The organism is Allokutzneria sp. NRRL B-24872, from assembly GCF_002155965.1.
Lineage (GTDB): Bacteria > Actinomycetota > Actinomycetes > Mycobacteriales > Pseudonocardiaceae > Allokutzneria.
This window is the reverse complement of the sequence record NZ_MUMH01000045.1, coordinates 1-18,806: the sequence shown is the minus strand read 5'-3', so window position 1 is coordinate 18,806 and position 18,806 is coordinate 1. Positions and strand designations below refer to the sequence as shown.

The window sequence follows — 18,806 nt, the reverse complement described above, 5'->3', positions numbered from 1 at the left end:
TTGCCAGCGCGCCTACGGTCGTCGTGTGACGAGAGTGGTGATCGTGGGTGCGGGGCTCGCCGGTCTGAGCGCGGCCGAGGTGCTGAACTCCGCCGGTGTCGAGGTGGCGGTGCTGGAGTCCTCCGACGAGGTCGGCGGGCGCGTGCGCACCGACGTCGTGGACGGCTACCGGCTGGACCGGGGTTTTCAGATCCTGTGCCCCGCCTACCCGGAGGTCCGGGCCCGCGTCGACCTGGACGCGTTGCGGCCCAAGGCTTTCGACTCGGGGGTGTTGGTCAGCAAAGACGGTCGTCTGCACGCTTTCACCGACCCTCGCACGGGTCCGGCAGCATGGCGGGAGGTGTTCGCGCAGCGGGTGCTCGGGCCAGGGGACCTCGCCGCGTTGGCCGCGCTCGCCGGACGCGACGTCTTCGCCGACGAGCGCGCGCTGGTGACCGCGTCCGACCGCGCCACCCGGGCCGAACTCGCGCGCTGGACGATCTCCGGCGCGGCGGTCGACTCCGTGCTGCGCCCCTTCCTGTCCGGGGTGTTCCTGGAGCCCGCGTTGGAGACCTCGTCACGGTTCTTCCACTTGGTGCTGCGCAGTTTTGGCCGCACAGCCCCGGTTCTGCCCGCGGAGGGCATGGCAGCGCTGCCACGACAGCTCGCCGCGCGCCTGCCCGACGGCACCGTGCGCGTGCAAGCCCCGGTCGCGGAAGTGACCAGCGGCGGGGTCAGGCTCATGGACGGTGAACGCGTCGAGGCCGACGCCGTCGTGGTCGCCACTGACGGCAGCGTGGCCTCGGCACTGCTGCCGGAACTGAAGTCACCGCGGTGGAACGCGGTGACCACGTGGTACTTCAGCGCGCCGGAGCCGCCGCTGGCGCGGCCAGTCCTGGTGCTCGACGGCGCCGGTGGTCCGGTGGTCAACACCGTCGTGCTCAGCCAGGTCGCTGAGACCTACGCCCCGAAGGACCGCGCACTCATCGCCGCCTCCGTGCTCGGCGCCGGAGACACCGTCGACGAGGCCACCGTTCGCGCGCACCTCGCCCGGCTCTACAACGTCGACACCGCATCGTGGGAGACGGTGGCGCGCTACGCGATCCCACGGGCACTACCGGCGATGCCCGCGCCGCACCGCCTGCGCAAGCCCGTGCGCGTCGGCGATCGTCGCTACGTCGCCGGTGATCACCGCGACACCAGCTCCATCCAGGGCGCACTGGTGTCCGGGCGACGCGCCGCCCGAGCTGTGCTGGCTGACACGGCTCAGGGCTGACTCAGCCGCTCCCGGTAGCGCTTGGCCTCGCTGAGCTCACGTGGACTCCCGGGGAACCAGCCTGCTGCTGGAGCAGATGTGGCGCGCTCCGTGAAGAGCGCGCCGCGGTCAATGGTGGCGCTGCCCATGAGCCACAGAAGCGGTACCGGCGAAACCCACATCCCAGTCACCCACGGAACATGGGGCGCGCCGGGCTTGTTCGTCCGGTCCCAGTACACCGCCACCGACACCTTCTTGCCGTTATTGAGCAGAATCACCTGGACTTCGACCGGCCGCCCGCCAGACTTCCAGAAGGTCGTCGCGATCAGCTTGCCCTAGCGTGGCAAGAATTGATGCGCTCACTGGGCGGGCAGGGCCCTCCGCCGCAGGTGGACAAGGCGGAGGCAGGCGTTACCATCAGACCGGCCAGCGCTGGAGCGACGGCTTCATGATCATCTCGGAATTCACGATTCACCGAGACCACATGAGGTGAACGCTGTTTATCAGCACCACGGGACTACAATGGTTCCCGTTCACGTCGCCCCCAAAGGGATAAAGCCCAGAAACGCTCGTTGTGTCGGCGACCACGGTGTCGCACTGGCCGCGACCCGACCGGGCACCGCGACCGCGATTCGGTCATGCGCGGCGGGCAAGGCCTGTCGCATCCGAGGCGTTCTTGCGCTTGCGCAGCTCGGCCGTCTTGAGGCGGTTCTGACACCTGGTGGAGCAGAACCTTCGCGTGGCGTTGCGACTGGTGTCGACGTACGCACGAGCGCACCGCGGGTCGGCGCACGTCGAAGCCCGCGCGGCATGGCCAGCGGCCAGCAGGCGGGCCAGCGCCTCAGCACAGATCGCGGCCCACATCGTCACGAGTCCCACCTCGGCCGGGTGGTGGTGCAGGCGCCACACGCCCCCCTCCTTGGCCAGGTGCGGATGAGCGGAGTGCGCGGCCAGCAGCGCGTTGAGGCGGGCGGCGGCGCTGTCGTCCTCGCGGGCGGCGAGATCGACGAACACCTGACGCAGGCTCCGCGCCAGACCGATGAACGCCGGGACGTGACTGGCGTTGACCTGCTCCACCGACAGTGGATCACCTGCCAGCACCTCGGTCAGCACCGCGACGACCGCTCCTGGGCGCGCGACCTCGGCTTCGGCATCCGGATCGAGCGCGAGCCGGTTCGCCAGGTCCACGGCCACGAGCACGCCAGCATCGATGTAGCTGTCCAACTTCACTTGACCAGTGACACCCCTCCCCATAATGTGCCTACCGTCCGATAGTACGACAGTGACATCATCCCGCCCCAGGAGGCCCCGTGCCGACCGGAACGACCGTGCACATCCGTCCCGCCGCAAGCGGCGACACCGCCGAGACGGCCCGGGTCTGGCAGGCCGGGTGGCTCGACGGGCACCTCGGTCACGTACCGGAGGAACTGCTCGCCGTACGCGGGCCGGAGTACTTCACGGAGCAGGCCGCCGCGTGGGTCGACTCCACCCTGCTGGCCGTCACGCCGGACGGGACGGTCGTGGGCATGGTCGTCGTCGCTGGCAACGAGCTCGTCCAGCTCGCCGTCGACCCCCGAGCCCGCCGTCGCGGAGCGGGCACCGCGCTGCTGCGCGCCGCGCAGGACCGCATCTCCGAACACCACGACACCGCCTGGCTGGCGGTGGTGCCCGGCAACTCCCGCGCTCGGGACTTCTACCAGCGACACGGCTGGACCGACAGCGGCCCGGTGATCCACGCGGCCCCCGCCGGAGCGGGCGCGGTGGCCGAGACCATCCCCGTCCCCGTTCACCGCTACACCATTGGACTCACCAACGGCCGAAACCCGCGATGACCACCACGGCCCGCGCCGCCGGGACACTCGACCCCTACTCCTCCGTTCGCCGGGCAAGCCCGTTGAGCACCGCGGTCATCTGTTCCTCGGTGTCGTTGCCGAGCTTCTCGAACACCACCTTCCCCAGCGGCGCCGCGAGCTTGGCAACGCCCTTGAACTCGAGCTCGTTGGTGTAGGTGATCGTCGAGCCCGCTCCACTGGGCGCGATCTCGATGATCTCGGTGGACGTGGCGGTGTCGTTGCGGCCGACCAGCACGATCCGTTCTCCGGTGAGCTCTTCGAGCGTGTAGGTCAGCTCCGTGGTGATACCCGCGATCTTCGAGGTGTTGTGCCAGTTCGCCCCGACCTCGATCGGGCCGCTGCCGTTGCGGGCGCAGCGCTGCGTGCCGGGGTCCCACTGCTCGGCGTTGCCGAAGTCCGCCAGGTACGGCACGACGACTTCGGGCGCGGCATCGACGGTGAACGTGCGGGAGACGGTTGTCATCCAGGAGTCCTTTCGGCGGTCGTCGATGCGGGGTACCGCCCCAGGAGCACCGCTACACAAATCAGGTCGCGATCGGCGTGCGTCGAGCCACAGGGTCCGCGTTGCGCACCACCGACCAGCCATCGCCGTGCCATCCCACTTTGGGGTCATGTAGCGCCGAGTTCGCGATGGGGTGCGCGAAACTGGCCTCATGGCGGTCACTCGACGGATCTTCTTCAGCGGCGCGATGGCGGCGCCCTTTCTCGCGCAGCTGGGCAGCGGCGCCCCGGCGAACGCCTCTACGACGCTGGACGTGCGCTTCACCGTGCTCAACGGGCTCGGTGAGATCCGGCTGACCGAGCTGGCCCGCACCCGGCTCGCCGGGGAGAACATCGTGGTCGAGGCCGTCGCCCCGGCGGCCCCGGTCCTGGGCGCGGACGGCAAGACCGTCGAGGGCATCACGCTTCCGCCCGAGTACGCCACCGGCTCGATCACCGCGCTCGGTCAGCCCAGCGCAGGCTCCGGCCGCGCGCTCGGCGGCGTGGTGCTGCGCAACGCCAGGGCCCGGATGGAGATCACCGGCATCCGGACCTCGGTGCCTGACGGGCGGATCTTCGCCTTTCTGAAGGTCGACGACCAGTGGGTCGGCGAGCTGCCGCTGTACGTCAGCGATCCCAGCGCCGTGCGCTTGTCCGTGGAGCCGGGGCTGCCGGGCAAGCCGACCGCGCTCAAGGGCAGCGGCATCCCGATCACCCCGTCCAAGGACGGTGTCGATGCCTTCACCAAGGCCTTCGGCGTCCCGCTCTTCACCGAGACGGACAAGGTGTTCACGGCCTCCGGTAGCGGCCTCGGACTGCCGCTTCCGGTGCTGCCGGGCTGACCGTCAGGCCCGGCGCAGCAGCGCCTGCTCGGGATGCGTCCTGGTCGTGGCGATGGCGACGGCCTGAAGGCGGCTGGCCCGCAGGAACGGGTAGGCGGCCTCCCCGTGCGTGCCACCGCTGAGTCCCGTCCCGCCGAGCCCGGGAAGGTACGGGGCGTGCGCCAGGTGCGAGTCGTTGACCTTGAGCACTCCCCCGTTGGTCACGCCCGTGGTGAACCGCTCGACGACCTCCGGGCTCTCGGTCCACAGGGAGTTCCGCAGGCCGTACCGGTTGCCGTTGAGGAACTCGACACAGCGCTCCAGCAGCTCCGGCTCGTCCTCGGGCACGACGACCGACAGCAACGGGAAGAAGGTCTCCTCGCGCACCGCGCGGACGTTCTCGGCCTGGTCGAAACCGTTGACGCGCAACACGGTCGGCTCGATGAACAGACCTCGGGGATCGGGTGCTCCGCGCAGGTCGATCTGCGCGCCGCCACAGATCTTCGTGGCACCCGCGCTCATCGCCTGGTCGAGGCTGCGTGCGAAGGCGGTGGTGCGGAGCACGGGGCTGAGCACCGTGTCGGAGTCCTCCGGGTCACCGGGAGCGAGCGCCGAGGCCGCCTCGTCCAGCCGTGCCAGCAGGTCATCGGCGACGGCGGGGTGCACCACGGCGTACTTGGGGCTGAAGCACGTCTGGCCGGATGCGTAGAACGCCTCAAGCAGCGCGGCGGCGGCGTGGTCGAGGTCGGCGTCGTGCCAGACCAGGACCCCGTCGTTGCCGGAGAGCTCCAGGATCGCCCGCTTGCCGCGCTCGACGCACTTCCGTTCCAGGGCGAGCCCGTTCTCGCTGGAGCCGAAGTAGTAAACGGTGTTGACCAGCGGACTCTCCAGCCACTGCCGCATGGTGACCTCGTAGTCGGCACACAGCACGGTGAACGCACCGGCGGGCGCTCCACGCGCTTCCAGCACCGGGATGATGATGTTGTGCAGGGCGTAGCTCAGCGAACTGGCGCAGCTGCGCGGAACGCGGATCACCACGCTGTTGCCCGCCAGCAGCACCAGCGACGCGATCAACCCGAACAGCGGTGCGTTGGCCGGTGGATCGACGCACACCACGCCGTCGGGTTGGCGTTGCAGCACGATCCTGTGGTGCTCGGTGGTGATCTCCTGCCGCAGCAGCACTTCCGCCTGCTCGATGCTCTCCGGCCGGACGAGGTCGAGCACCACGTTGAGCTGGGCCTCGGCGAGCAGCCGCGGGCAGCCTTCCAGGCGCAGGACGCGGGACAGCTCCTCGCGGTGCGCCAGAAAGGCCGCGTACAGGTCGCCGATGTAGGCCAACCGATCCGCCAAGGGCAAGGCGCGCAATCGCGGTACCGCCGCCGCGGCGGCCCGCAACGCGTCCTGCCCCTGCTCGGGAGTGGACAGCGCGACCGAGCAGAGCACGTGCGGATGGGCGTGCAGTTCCTCCTCGGAGCCCTCGCGCAGCAGGCGGAACAGGGTCGCCGCCTCGGTCCCACTCGGATCGAGCACGGTGCGCACGCTCAGCCCGTACGCGCGTTCGTCGGAGTCGACCCGCTCGCCGCCGATGTAGAGCGGGAAGTGGCGAACAGCTGTCCTGGTCACGTCGTCTCCTCGGCGTTGAAGTAGCTGACCAGCGAGCGTGCGAGGTCGTCGATCCCACTGCTCGCGACGACTCGCATGACCGGTATCTCGCGGCCGAACCTGCGCCGCATCTTGGTGACGAGTTCCGCGCCCATCAGCGAGTCCACGCCGAGCTGGTCGAGCGGACGGTCTCGGTCGATGCGCTCCGGCGCCACGCCCAGGACCTCGGCGAGCGTGCTGACGATGCTGTCCGCGACCAGCTCGGCCGCCTCCTCCGGTGTCGCCGAGCGCAGCCGCTCCAGCAGGTCGTCGTCCTCCTCGACGGCGGCCTGCCCGCCGCCGAGCGAGCCGAGTCGCGGCGTGCTGAGGTGCGAGTACAACCTGCGCAGGAACTCCCCGTCGTGGCTCCACACCACGGAGACGTCGGGTCCGCCGACGAGATCGTCCAGCGCCTCGCGCACGTGGCGCCGTGACAGCAGGTTCAGTCCCGCCCGGGTGACGGTCCGAGCGGTCTTCTGGTTGCGCGCCACGTAGCCGACTTCGCCGAGCGCGCCCCAGGCGATCGTCTGCCCGACCTGCCCGCGTTCCCTGCGTGAACGCGCGAGCGCTTCCAGGTACAAGTTTCCCGCGCAGTAGGCGGCCTGCCCGGCGTTGCCGAACACCGCCGCCGCGGAGGAGAACATCAGGAACAGGTCCAGTTCGTGCCCGGCGGTGACGCGATCGAGCACCATCGCCCCGGCCATCTTCGGTGCGAGCACGGCGCGGAAGCGCTCGGCCGTCAGATCAGCGGTCATGACGTCGTCGAGCACCATCGCCGCGTGCACGACTCCGCGCAGCGGTGCGCTGAGCGAGGCGACGATCACGCGCATCGCCGTCTCGTCGGTGACATCGGCCGCATGCACGCTCACGTCGGCACCGCGCGCAGTGAGGTCCGCGACGAGGTCCCGCGCTTCGGGAACCGCCGTTCCACGCCGGTTGACGAGCACGAGGTGCTCGGCGCCACGATCGACCAGCCAGCGCGCCACCTCGGCACCGAACCCGCCGGCACCGCCGGTGATCAGGTAAGCGCCCGCCGGGTCAGCCGCGAAACCCTTGTGCTGCGGGGCCTTCTCCACGAAAGGGCGCTCGTCGAAGGTGATCACCAGCTTGCCGATGTGCCGGGAGTGCTGAAGGGAGCGGAATGCCTCCGCCGCACGGCTGGCGGGGAACGCCCGGTACGGCACCGGTCGCACAGTCCCGCCTTCGACGCGGTCGGCGATCGAGCGGTGGTAGGTGGTGACCGCCGAAGCGCGTCGCTTGCTCAGCTGGTCGACGTCGACGACGAAGTAGCTGATGTTCTCGCGCAAGGGGAACAGGGAGATGTTGCGGTCGCCGTAGAGATCCCGCTTGCCGAGTTCGACGAACCTGCCGCCGAAGCGCAGCAGTTCCGCGCTGCGGCCGATGAACTCCCCGCCGAGTGAGTTGAGCACGACGTCGACACCACGGCCACCGGTGGCCGCGAGCACATCGGTGACGAAGCTGAGGCCGCGTGAGTCGAAGACGTGCTCGACCCCGAGCAGCCGCAGGAAGTCCCGTTTCTCCTCGGTGCCCGCTGTGGCGATCACCGTGGCACCGGCGAACTCGGCGATCTGGAGAGCGGCCAGGCCGACTCCGCCCGCCGCGCCGTGCACCAGCACCGTCTCCCCTTCGGTGATCTTGGCCAGGTGCAGCAGGCCGTAGCCCGCGCTCAGCAGCGTCACCGGCATCGTCGCCGCCGCGGCCATGTCGATGCCCGGTGGCACTCCGACGACCAGGTCCTCGACCGTCAGCACGTGCGAGGCGAACGAGCCGGGCGCGGAGCCGAAAACCTTGTCCCCGGGCCGGAAACGCGTCACGCCGGGACCGACGGCGACGACCTCCCCCGCGCACTCCCCGCCCAGGCGTGAACCGGTCATCCCGGCTTCCACCACCCAGCCCGGCAGCATACCGACCGCGAGCAGCGCGTCCCGGTAGTTGATGCCCGCGGCGTGGACCTCGATGAGCAGTTCGCCCTCGGCCGGCACCGGCAGGGCCATCTCCACCCACGCCAGTTCGTAGGAGGTTCCCGCGTCGCGGGCGATGAGCTGGTAGGGCGTCGAAGGATCAGCAGGCGCCGGAGGGAGCTCGCGCAGTCTCGGCACGAACCGGCCGGCGACGGTGAGCACGATCTCGTCCTCGTCGGTGGGGTCGAGGACTTCACCGGCGATCCGCTCGACCGGCACGCCCTGCCCGACCGAAACACGTCGCAGACCCAGCAGGCTGTTCTCGGCGGCGACGGTGCGCGTGGCTCCCCACAGGGCCGCGTCGATCGGGTCGTTCGCTCGTTCAGGCGCCGGGTTGACGCCCGTCCCGCCGCCGATCAGCCACAGGCGGATCTTCACTTCGGCGGCGGCGATCGCGAGAGCGCGGACGAACTCGAACCGCCGAGTGGTGGTGTCGACGGCGTCGTGCGGATCTGCTTCGGACAGCACGAACACCACGTCGGTCTCCGGTGTGGTGAACCACCCGTTCACGTCGGCTTCGGAGGCCAGCACCGTTGGCGCGCCCAGCCTCTCGGCGAGTTGTGCGGCCAGTTCCGACTCTTCTTCCGCGACGACGACCGCACGGCCGATCACCTGGGGCGCCGGGGTTTCCGGAAGCGGCGTGGAACGTGGCTCCCTGCTCGCCACCACGACCGAACACAGGTCACCGGTCGTCACGGCGTGACAATCGCGGAAACCGTTGGCACGCAGCAGCTCTGACCACTCGTGCACATCGCGTTCGGTCTTCGCCCAGAATCCTGGCTCCAGGCCGAACGGCAGGGCCAGCACGTGTGGGTCGTGCGTCTCCACCAGCACGAGGCGGCCGTGGTCGGCCAGCAGTTCCGCCACGACGAGCACGTGCTCGGCCGCGTGCAAGGCGTTCCTGGCGACCACGACGTCGAAGCTTCTCGGCTCGACATCAGGGGAGTCGAGGTCGAGGGTTCGGTACCCGACGAAGTCGTAGCGCGCGAACCGCGCCTCGGCCAGCGCCAGGAAGCTCTGGGACGCATCGGTGAACAGGTAGCGAGCGCGGTCCGCAGGAAGGACGGGCAGCAGCGCCGCCGCCAGCGCGCCCGTGCCTCCCCCGATCTCGAGGATTCTCAACGGACGATCGGCTGGCCACGCCTCGACGAGGTCTCGCAGCACGCCGGCAGCGGCTCGGCTGCTGGGGACCAGCGCTGGCGACAGGTCGTGGTAGTGGGTGAGGGTGTCGCTGCCGTGCGCGGGCAGGAGGATGTCGACGACGTCCCGCTCGCCGCGCAGCAGCTCGGCCAGGTGCATGCCACAGCGGCCCACCAGGGTGAGTTCCGGTGTGTGCTCGGGAAAGTCGCCGATCAGTTCGGCGAAACCGGGGTCGGTGGCGGTGGATCGGACGCGCCAGCGCGTGCGGCCCCGGAACTCGCCGAGCCATTCGAGGTGACCGTGTTCCACGGCCAACCCGGTCAGCAGGTCGAGCAGCCGGGAGTGCTCCGGTCGCACTCCGAGGTCGTCGGTGAAGAACACTTCGGCGCCGTCGGTCAGCTCGGTGAACGCGCGCACCGCGAAGGCTGCGGTCGAGGCGAGCCGTCTGCGCCGGAACTCCGCGTGGCCCGTCACTTGGCGCGTATCGGCGCGCGGCGATTCCACCTCCGCGCTGGGCGGTAGTTCCCTCGGCGCAGCCCGGAGTTCTGTGTGCTGCCGCAGAACCTGGCGTCGGCTGGGCAGCTTCACCCGGAGGAACCGGCAGTCGAGCAGTTCCAGTTGAACGCCGCCGTCCTGGTCGGTGAGCACGATGTCCGCGGCGGCCCAGCTCTCCGAGACCGCGCGGCAGCGGAAGTACACCGCTCCCGTCTCCGTCGGCGTGTCCCACAACCGCGCCGAGCCGACGGCGACGGGCATGTAGGAGTCTTCGTCCGCGACGAATCCGCGGTGCAGACGGCCGAGTTCGATCGCCGCCTGCGGGGCGATGTCGGTCCAGGCCGGGTGTGCGTGGAAGCCGGTGAAATCCAGATGACGGCAGTCGTAGTCGCCCAGGATCTCCATCCCGTCCACCCACAGCCCCGTCATGACGAGGAAGTCCGGACCGTAACCGAGGCCGATCCGTTCGGCGTCGCCGTAAAGCGTCTCGCGGTCGACGTGCTCACCGCGCTCGGCGAACCGGGCGCGCAGCGCCGCGAGGTCCAGTGGCGGCGGGGTCGCGGCCACCCTGCGCCGTACTCGGCCGCGTGCGTGGGTCTGCCACGGTTGCCCGTCTGCCGAGCGCGTCGCCACCCGGAACACACCGTCCTCTTCGGACAGTGAGACCTGGGTGCGCGGCAGGACGACCTCGTCGTCGGGGGCGACCATCGGCTTGCTGATGTGCAGCTCGTGCACCTCCGCCGGTCCGTCGAAGACGAGCTGGCCCGCGGCCCACCCCATTTCCAGGTAACCGGCGGCGGGCATGATCGGCGTCCCCGCCGCGCGGTGACCGGACAGCCACGGCAGCCTGGCCGGGTCCACTGTGGACTGCCACGTCGGATCTGCGACGGCGGCGCGTTCACCGAGCAGCACGTGCTCCGGCGGTGTTCCGGTGTCGCTCCAGGTGTACTGGCTGCCCAGCCAGAACCGTTCGCGCTGCCACGGGTAGGCGGGCAGTGGCACGACCCGGCCCGGCTGCGGGAAGTGGCCGTCGATGCGCACTCCGGCGGCGAGCGCGGACTCCACCGTTCTCCGCAGGGCGCGGGCCCCGGGTTCAGACCTGGTCAGCGTGGGCAGCACCGCGAGCACGCCGTCCTTCGCGGCGCGCTTCACGTAGGTCTGCAGCACGGGCTTCGGGCCGATCTCGATGATCGTGTCAAACCCTTGGGCGACAAGGTGGTCCGTGGCAGCGGCGAACAGGACGGGTTCGCGGACGTTGCGCCACCAGTAGTCGGCGTCCAGCTTCTCGCCGGCCACCGGCTCACCGTTGACCGTCGAGACGAACTCGACGGCGGCCGGTCCGGGCGCTATGTCCGCCAACGCCGTGAGCAAGGACGGGCGCAGCGGCTCCATCGCCGCGCTGTGGAACGGGTAGTCGAGATCCAGCACGCGGCAGAAGACCTCGCGTTCCGCCAGGCGATCTGCGAGGTCGTGCAGATCTGCCTCGGGACCGGCGACCGTGACGTCGTCGGCGCTGTTGATCCCGGCGATCTCCACCCGCCCGCCGTAGCGCTCGAGGACCGTCTCCGCTTCCGCTGGCGCGAGGTTGACCGCCGCCATCGTGCCGGTGCCCGCCGTGGTGGCCTGGGCCGCGCTGCGCGCCACGACCAGTTCCACGGCCTGCTCGACGTCGTAGATCCCGGAGACGAACGCCGCGGCGATCTCTCCGACACTGTGCCCGTACACCGCTTCCGGGCGCAGACCGGCTTCGGCCAGCACCGCCACGACACCGGCCTGGACCGCGAACAGAAGCGGCTGGATCACACTGGTGTCGTGCAGCCTCGGGCCCTCGGCACGCAGCTCTTCAGTGACCGTCCAGCCGACGCGCGGAGCCAGTGCGGCGTCGATCTCGGCCACGACCCGCGCGAACACCGGCTCGGAGTCGAGGAGGTCCACGGCCATGCCGGGCCACTGCGCACCGTGCCCCGAGAAGGCGAAGGCCACCCTCCCCCGCTCTGTGACGCGCTGCGGCCCGACCTGTTCCGCCAAGCGTTGACGCGCCTCTTCCGCGTCCCCCGCGAGCACCACGCGGCAGAGCGCGTGCTTGCCGCGGCGCTGAGAGGAGGTGTATGCGACATCGACGAAGTCTGCGCAGTCGGCGAGGCGCCCGTCCATGCTCGCCAACGCTTCCACCAACGCCGCTTCCGTGTGCGCGGAGACGGTGACCGGCACCTTCGACCCCGCGTTCGCCGCTGGCTCTCGCGGTGCTGGCGGCTTCTCCAAGACCACGTGCACGTTCGCGCCACCGAAACCGAAGGAGTTGACACCGACCAACCGCCCCCGCGCGGGAATCCTTCGCTCCACAGTGGACAGTGCGAGGCCGTCGAAGTCGATGCTCGTGCTGCGCGGCGCGGCATTGGCCGTCACCGGGATCTCACCGTGCCGCAGCACCAGGATCGCCTTGCACAGCCCCGCCATGCCCGATGCCGGCTCCAGGTGCCCCAGGTTGCCCTTGACCGAGCCCACCGGCAACGGCCCGCCCGAACGGCGCAGCCCGAGCGCCCCTCCGATCGCCCGGCACTCCACCGGATCGCCGATCGGCGTTCCGGTGCCGTGCGCCTCCAGGTACGCGAGGTCGTCCGGATCGAGGCCGAAACCGTCGTAGACCTGGCGCAGCAACGCCTCCTGCGCCTCACCGCTGGGCAGCACCAGCCCGCTCGTGCGCCCGTCGCTGTTCGTCCCCGACCCCGCGATCACGGCGTGCACGTGGTCGCCATCGGCCATCGCGTCCGCCAAGCGCTTGAGCACCAGCACGCCGCCGCCCTCCGCGCGCACGTAGCCGTCGGCCTCGGCCGAGAAGGGACGGCAGTGCCCGGTCGGGGAAAGAAAACCCGCCTTGGCGAACCCGACGTAGGTCATGGGGTTGAGCAGCACGTTCAGCCCTGCGGCGAAGGCGACCCGCCCGCCACCGTGGCGCAGGTGCTCGCAGGCCAGGTGCACCGCGTTCAGGGAGGAGGCGCAGGCCGTGTCCACCTTCAGGCTCGGCCCGTGCACGTCCAGGTGGTAGGACAGCCGGTTCGCCGTGTTGGACAGCGCCGACCCCGAGTTGGTGTACGGACCGATCGAGGTCCGCAGCACCATCTGCTGACCGCCGTAGTCCAGCGAGGAGACCCCGACGAACACCGCGCTGTCGGTGCCCGACAACGTCCGCGGGTCGATGCCCGCGTCATCGAGCGCCTCGATCCCCAGCTCCAGCAACAACCGCTGCTGCGGGTCGACGCACACCGCCTCGCGAGGGCTGATCCCGAAGAAGTCCGCGTCGAACCCGGCGACGTCCTCCAGGTAGCCGCCCGCGAACGTGTAGGACTTGCCCGGCCGCAGCTGGTTGGAGTCCCAGTGCCGCTGGACGTCGAAGCGCTCCGGCGGCGGCGCCCCGACCGCCTCCCGCCCCTCGGACAACAGCGACCACAGCCCCGCCAGGTCACCGACCCCACCGGGGAACCGGCACGCCACACCCACGATCGCGATCTTGTCCCGCACATCGGGATCGTTCCGAACCCACCGCACCCGGAGCCACGGCGAAGCGGTCACGCCACCCGGATGACCAACCCATCAGGTGATGCCGCGCGGGCGGCCCGCCCCCGTCACCGGCCCACCCGTCGAGGCGAGCTGGCACACCCACGTCGCAAAGCACAGGTCGAATGACTGTCCACTGTGGACCTCCCGTGCCGCCCGCGCCGACGTTGACAAAGCATCAGTCGGAAGCAAATACTCGGGGCCGACTGATTGGAGGCGAACACATGGGTTCGAGTAGCCGACGCGCGGTGTCCAACTCGTTGGGCCTGGCGGTGCTGGGGTTGCTGCTGGAGGCGCCGACGCACCCCCATGCCATGGCCGCCACCCTGCGGGACCGCGGCATGGACCGGGTGTTCAAGGTGACCACCGGTTCCCTGTACGACGTCGTTAGAACGCTGGAACGGGCCGGGTGGATCGAGGCCCGGGAGACCGTTCGGGTCGGAGCGCGGCCGGAACGGACCATCTACCAGCACACCGCGCTGGGCCGGGAGGAGTTCGTGCGCTGGGTGGAGGAGCTGATCCGCGTCCCGGCGGAGGAGTACCCGAAGTTCTTGTCAGCGGTCAGCTACCTCGGCGCGCTCGGGCCGGATGGCGCGGTGGCGGCGTTGCGGGAACGGGCGGAGCGCATCCGCACGTCGCTGGCGAAGATCCGACAGGGGCACCGCGAAGTGCTGGAGGCAGGGGAGGTGCCACGCCTGTTCGTGGTGGAGACCGAGTACGCGGTCCGGATGCTGGAGGCGGAGTTGGGCTGGGTCGAGGAGATCATCGGCGAGATCACGACCGGCCGGTTGAGCTGGCCGGAGCCGGTGATCGGCTGGGTCTGCGCGCAGAGCGAGGCCCCATGAGGACTGGAGAGCTGACGAAGGTCGTGGTGGCCGGGGCGGGTCCCGCCGGGTTGATGCTGGCGGCCGAGCTCGCACTGGCCGGGGTCGAGGTGGAAGTGCTGGACCGGCTCCCGCGGCGATCGCCGTTCTGCCGGGGGTTCACCCTCAACGCCCGCAGCCTGGAGCTGCTGGACCGGCGTGGCATCGCCGACCGCTTCCTCGCCGAAGGCCCCACGGTGCCGTACGGCATGTTCGCCGACCCGAGCCGGCCGCTGGACCTGAGCGCGATGGACACCGACCACCCCTACGTGCTCGGCATCGCGCAGACCCGGGTCGAGGAACTCCTGGAGCAGTGGCTCGGCGAGCTCGGCGTGTCGGTGTCCTGGGGGCACGAGGTGGTCGACCTCGACCAGGACGAGGACGGTGTCGCAGTGACCGTCCGGGCCGGCGGCACGACCGAGCGCAGGCGGGTCGACTACCTCGCCGGCTGCGACGGCAGCCGCAGTCTCGTGCGGAAACGCGCCGGGATCGGCTTCCCCGGCACTGCCGCCACCACCTTCGGCCTGCTCGCGGACGTGGAACTCGCCGCTCCCGACAGCTTGCCGTTCGGGATGACCGAAGGCGAGCACGGCACTGTGTTCGTGATCCCGCGCCCCGGCTACGTGCGGATCGTGCTCGACGAGCCGAACCCACCCACCGATCGCGACGAACCCGTTCGCCTGGCTCACTTCCAACAGATCCTCAACGAGGCGCTCGGCCACGCCGTGGAACTTCGCAACCCGCGCTGGCTCACCCGGTTCTCCGACGCGGCCAGACAGGCGGACCGCTACGTCGCCGACCGAGTCGTGCTCGTCGGCGACGCCGCGCACATCCACCCGCCAGCAGGAGCGGTAGGTGTCAACGTGGCGTTGGCCGACGCGGTCAACCTCGGCTGGAAGCTCGCCGCCACCGCACTCGGCCACGCCCCAGACGGACTGCTGGACAGCTACCACCACGAACGGCATCCAGTCGGTGCGCGCGTGCTGCGGACCACCCGCGCCCAAGCGATCCTCGGACGACGGCATCCTGACCTCGACCCGGTCCGGGACCTGTTCAACGAACTCACCGAGCTGCCACCGGTCAGCACCTACCTCGCCGAACTCACCACCGGCGTGAGCACCCGGTACGACCCGAAGATCCCCGGCGACCACCCGTGGCTGGGCAGACTCGCCCCGAACCTGAAACTGACCGCGGGCGACACGCACACCAGCATCGCCGCGCTGCTGCGACCCGCACGCCCGGTGCTGCTCGACCTCGGCAACCGCGTCCTGCCGCTCGACACCGACGCCGGAGTCGACATCCACCACGCCCGCTGTCCCGAACACCCCGAGCTCGACGGCCTGCTGCTGCGCCCCGACGGACACGTCGCCTGGATCTCCACCACGACCGACCCGCACCCCCTCGACACCCTCACCACCGCTTGGTCCACCTGGTTCAGCGCCCGAGGTCGCTGACGTGGGCTGCGCGGGTGATGTTCGGCTCCTCGACGGAGGCGGTGGCGATCGGTTCGAGGGCGACGATTCGCCCCGCTTCCGCCAACCCCAGCAACACCACGGTCGACGGTCGGCTGGTGATCGCCCGATCGATGAAGTCGCGGAGCAGCACTTGGGACTGCTCGAGAGCGGGGGTGGGCGACGGTGTCCAGGTTCGCCACCAGGACCCTGACCGGCGCCTCACCGCGCTCAGGCCGAGCGGCTCGCTCGCGCCGGACCGCAAACCGTCCACTGTGGACCTGGAGGGCTCGCGGCGCGGCAGTTCCGGAGATCGGATCGGTCACTTGCGGGCCGTGCGGACGAACAACAGCGCGGTGAGGACCGCCGCGGCCAAGCCGAGGACGACCAACGTGCTCTCCTGCCCCGAGGCCGTTCCCATACAGTTCATATGCGCACCTGACCCGTGATCCTGGGGTCAGCTCAGGGAGGGAGTCGCCATGTCCGAACGGCCGAGGGTACGGACCGCGGAAGGCGTGGTGCAGGGGCTCTGGCGGCAGGGGCACGCGGTCTTCCGCGGCATCCCCTACGCCCAGCCCCCGGTCGGAGCGCTCCGCTTCGCCGCGCCCGCTCCGCCGCACCGCTGGGAGGGGACGAAGCAGGCGGTCGAGTTCGGCCCCGTGGTGCCGCTGTCCCTGCCGATCGAGGTGCCCCCGCAGGGCACCGACTGGCTGACGCTCAACGTCGGCACTCCGGACCCCGGCGCGGCGGGCCTGCCGGTGCTGGTGTGGATCACCGTCGGCGGCTACCTCTCGGCGGTCTCGAGCGACCCGATGTACGACCCGGCGGCGCTGGCCGAGGCGGGAGTCGTCGTGGTGACCATCAACTGCCGCGTGGGCGCGGAGGGGTTCGCCTTCCTCGACGACGCGCCGCCCAACCGCGGACTGCTCGACCAGATCGCGGCGCTGGAGTGGGTGCAGCGCAACATCGCCGCCTTCGGGGGCGACCCCGGCCAGGTCACCGTGGGCGGAATGTCCGCAGGGGCGGGGTCGGTCGCCGCGCTCCTGACGATGACCTCCGCGCGCGGACTGTTCCGGCGGGCCATGGCCCACTCGGTGCCGGGGCTGTTCAGCACCCCCGCGCTGGCACGGCAGGCCACCGCCGCGTTCGCGGACCGGCTCGGCGCGGCGGCACCCACCGCCGAGGCCCTGCGCGACATCGACCCGTGGTACCTCGCCGCCGAGCTCACCGCCTTCAACGCCGGCCTCCACGCGCACCGGGAGAGCTGGGGACGCCTCACGGAGACCGGCACCGCGCTGTGCCCCGTCATCGACGGCGAGATGCTCCCCGAAACGCCCTGGCTCGCGTTGACCGGCGGACGGGCGAGCGGGATCGACCTGCTCGTCGGCCACGCCCGGGACGAGTTCCGGTACTTCAGCGTGATGAGCGGAAAGCACGGCACCTTCACCGAGCAGGACGCCCAAGCGGCCCTGGAACTGCTCGCTCCGCAGCCGGACGGCGCGCGGGCCTACCGTGCCGCGTTCCCGCAGGCAGGCCCGGAGGAGCTGGTGGAGACGGTGTACTCCGACGCCCTCTTCCGCATGCCGTCGCAGAAGCTGGCCGAAGCCAACGCCGCGGCCGGCGGAACCTCCTACCTCTTCGAACTGTGCTGGGTCGCCCCGGTCCTCGGCGGCATCCTGGGCGCCTGCCACAGCCTCGACCTGCCCCTGGCGTTCGGCACCCTGGACTGCCCCGTCGGCACCCAGCTCATCGGCGAGCAGGCCCCTCCCGAGGCCGTCGCGCTCTCCCGCGAACTCCAGCAGGCATGGGTCCGCTTCATCACCACCGGCGACCCGGGCTGGTCCGCCCACCGGCCCGGCGAGCACCTCACCCGCGTCCTGGACACCGAGTCGAAGACCGTGCCCTACCCCGAACAGGCATCCCGCCAGATCTGGGCAGGCCACTCCCCCGACCCCTTCGATCTCCAGCCACTCGCCCGCCCATCGATGAGCTCGATTCCGATCGCGAGCACGCCGAGAGCTTCGCGCTCGGGCGGGTAGATCTGGCGTACACCACCTAGGACCTGTCCTGTAAGTCATCGGAGCCAGAGCACAATGGCGGCGATGATGAGTCCGGTTTGCTAGGGCCTGTCCCTGTAAGTGGTTGAGCTGCGTGTTCAGGTCGGGGTGTCGCCGTGTGTCGGGATGTCTTCAAGGCCACCAACCCCCTGTTGATCATCGATTACCGTCTCCAACTCCTGCGGCCCGTGGGGTTTGCTGTCGTTGAAGACGGTGAAGGTGGGTGTATGTGGGTCTTGAAGGACCAATGAACCCCGGCGACGTACAGGACAGGCTCTAACTATGGGCGGCTTGAGCGAGCTTGTGCTTGAGCCACTCCGGTATGTGTTCCTCGGAGCGCGGGAAGTACTCGTGGTCCAGCGCGAAGGTCTCGGGAGTGAGCGGTGGGACGAACAGCGGCTCGCTGTCGTAGTCGTACTCGACCTCGTAGCGGCCGGGCGGCTGGATCGTCACGCGGGCGGTGAACCACGCGCCGGTGCCCGGGGCGTACATGCCTTCGCGCAGCGCCTTGAGCCGACGCCGCGCCTTGATCGGCGGGGCCAACCGGGTGCGTTCACCGCTGGCGTCGGCACACGTGAAGGTGGCCGTGTCGACCGCGACGGTGGAGCGGAAGGACAGCTCCAGCTCGCGCCAGCCCTCCGGCGCGGCCGCGACCAGCAGGCCGCCGACCTCCTGGAGCAGTTCTTGCTGTTCGGCCGCGCTCACCATGCCCTTACCTCTCTTAACATCGCTGGTGTGGGGATTGTGGCAGAGGGATGCGATGAGTTCGTCCAGGCCGTGTCCTGTAAGTGGTTGATCAGGGCATCTGGTAGTTGTGGCGTGTGGTGGGCCGGGGTGAGTTGACGGATCGGGCGTGGACGGTGATCGAGCCGTTGCTGCCGCCGGTCTCTGGTGGTGGCCGCAGGTGGCGTGATCACCGGCAGGTGATCAACGCGATTCTGTGGAAGCTGCGCACGGGTGCGCCGTGGCGTGATCTGCCGGAACGCTATGGGCCGTGGAAGACCGCGCATGAGCGGTTGCGGTTGTGGACCAAGGACGGCACCTGGCAGAAGATCCTGGATGAGGTGATCGTCAAGGACGACTCCGTCGGTGCCGTGGAGTGGGTGATCAGCGTGGACTCCAGTGTTGTGCGGGCTCATCAGCACGCCGCGGGGGCCCGGAAAAAGGGGGCTGTAGCGAAGAAACCGAGGCCCTCGCCCTCGACGGGGAAGGACTGGGGCGCTCCCGTGGCGGA

General features: G+C 70.2%; 12 protein-coding genes and 1 pseudogene. 7 read left to right on the top strand and 6 right to left on the bottom strand.

Features of this window, described 5'->3' with window-relative positions; translation table 11 throughout:
- The first annotated feature begins 25 nt into the window (after nt 1–25).
- The gene (locus CCN37_RS13310) at nt 26–1,255 is read left to right on the top strand and encodes an NAD(P)/FAD-dependent oxidoreductase (RefSeq protein ID WP_086821061.1); all 1,230 of its coding nucleotides are present in this window, start codon (nt 26–28) and stop codon (nt 1,253–1,255) included.
- A gap of 615 nt (nt 1,256–1,870) precedes the next feature.
- On the opposite strand, the gene CCN37_RS41485 is transcribed toward CCN37_RS13310, so the two are convergent.
- A complete protein-coding gene (locus CCN37_RS41485) occupies nt 1,871–2,464 on the bottom strand; it encodes a CGNR zinc finger domain-containing protein (RefSeq protein ID WP_246843006.1) in 594 nt (197 codons plus the stop codon).
- A gap of 80 nt (nt 2,465–2,544) precedes the next feature.
- On the opposite strand from CCN37_RS41485, the gene CCN37_RS13295 reads away from it, so the two are divergent.
- Nucleotides 2,545–3,066 carry an N-acetyltransferase gene (locus CCN37_RS13295; protein ID WP_086821058.1) on the top strand — a complete coding sequence of 174 codons (522 nt, stop codon included), beginning with the start codon at nt 2,545–2,547 and terminating at the stop codon, nt 3,064–3,066.
- Nucleotides 3,067–3,100: 34 nt separating this feature from the next.
- Here CCN37_RS13295 and CCN37_RS13290 read toward each other — a convergent pair whose 3' ends face one another.
- Nucleotides 3,101–3,550: an SRPBCC family protein gene (locus tag CCN37_RS13290; protein ID WP_086821057.1), complete on the bottom strand. Its 450-nt coding sequence runs from the start codon at nt 3,548–3,550 to the stop codon at nt 3,101–3,103.
- Between the two features lie 190 nt (nt 3,551–3,740).
- Here CCN37_RS13290 and CCN37_RS13285 point away from each other — a divergent pair, with 190 nt between their 5' ends.
- Nucleotides 3,741–4,409: a hypothetical protein gene (locus tag CCN37_RS13285; protein WP_086821056.1), complete on the top strand. Its 669-nt coding sequence runs from the start codon at nt 3,741–3,743 to the stop codon at nt 4,407–4,409.
- 3 nt (nt 4,410–4,412) lie between these two features.
- Here the strand turns inward: CCN37_RS13285 and CCN37_RS13280 are convergent, their stop codons facing one another.
- Both CCN37_RS13280 and CCN37_RS13275 read right to left on the bottom strand, forming a co-directional pair.
- Nucleotides 4,413–6,011, bottom strand: a complete 1,599-nt coding sequence (locus CCN37_RS13280; protein ID WP_086821055.1) for an aldehyde dehydrogenase — start codon at nt 6,009–6,011, stop codon at nt 4,413–4,415.
- Entirely contained in the window at nt 6,008–13,165 is a 7,158-nt protein-coding gene (locus tag CCN37_RS13275) for a type I polyketide synthase (protein WP_168200653.1), read from the bottom strand. The genes CCN37_RS13280 and CCN37_RS13275 overlap by 4 nt, the downstream gene beginning before the upstream one ends.
- A 260-nt stretch (nt 13,166–13,425) precedes the next feature.
- Here CCN37_RS13275 and CCN37_RS13270 point away from each other — a divergent pair, with 260 nt between their 5' ends.
- Nucleotides 13,426–14,046 carry a PadR family transcriptional regulator gene (locus CCN37_RS13270; protein ID WP_086821053.1) on the top strand — a complete coding sequence of 207 codons (621 nt, stop codon included), beginning with the start codon at nt 13,426–13,428 and terminating at the stop codon, nt 14,044–14,046.
- Nucleotides 14,043–15,518 (top strand): FAD-dependent monooxygenase, encoded by a 1,476-nt coding sequence (locus CCN37_RS13265; RefSeq protein WP_086821052.1) that lies wholly within the window; start codon nt 14,043–14,045, stop codon nt 15,516–15,518. The genes CCN37_RS13270 and CCN37_RS13265 overlap by 4 nt, the downstream gene beginning before the upstream one ends.
- Here CCN37_RS13265 and CCN37_RS39820 read toward each other — a convergent pair.
- Nucleotides 15,499–15,669: a hypothetical protein gene (locus CCN37_RS39820; RefSeq protein WP_168200652.1), complete on the bottom strand. Its 171-nt coding sequence runs from the start codon at nt 15,667–15,669 to the stop codon at nt 15,499–15,501. The two genes, CCN37_RS13265 and CCN37_RS39820, sit on opposite strands and share 20 nt — an antisense overlap.
- 325 nt (nt 15,670–15,994) lie before the next feature.
- On the opposite strand from CCN37_RS39820, the gene CCN37_RS13260 reads away from it, so the two are divergent.
- A complete protein-coding gene (locus CCN37_RS13260; protein WP_246843005.1) occupies nt 15,995–17,554 on the top strand; it encodes a carboxylesterase/lipase family protein in 1,560 nt (519 codons plus the stop codon).
- Between the two features lie 294 nt (nt 17,555–17,848).
- On the opposite strand, the gene CCN37_RS13255 is transcribed toward CCN37_RS13260, so the two are convergent.
- The gene (locus CCN37_RS13255) at nt 17,849–18,280 is read right to left on the bottom strand and encodes a hypothetical protein (protein WP_086821051.1); all 432 of its coding nucleotides are present in this window, start codon (nt 18,278–18,280) and stop codon (nt 17,849–17,851) included.
- A gap of 104 nt (nt 18,281–18,384) precedes the next feature.
- Here CCN37_RS13255 and CCN37_RS13250 point away from each other — a divergent pair.
- Nucleotides 18,385–18,806: pseudogene (locus CCN37_RS13250) on the top strand (IS5 family transposase); the annotation flags it as partial.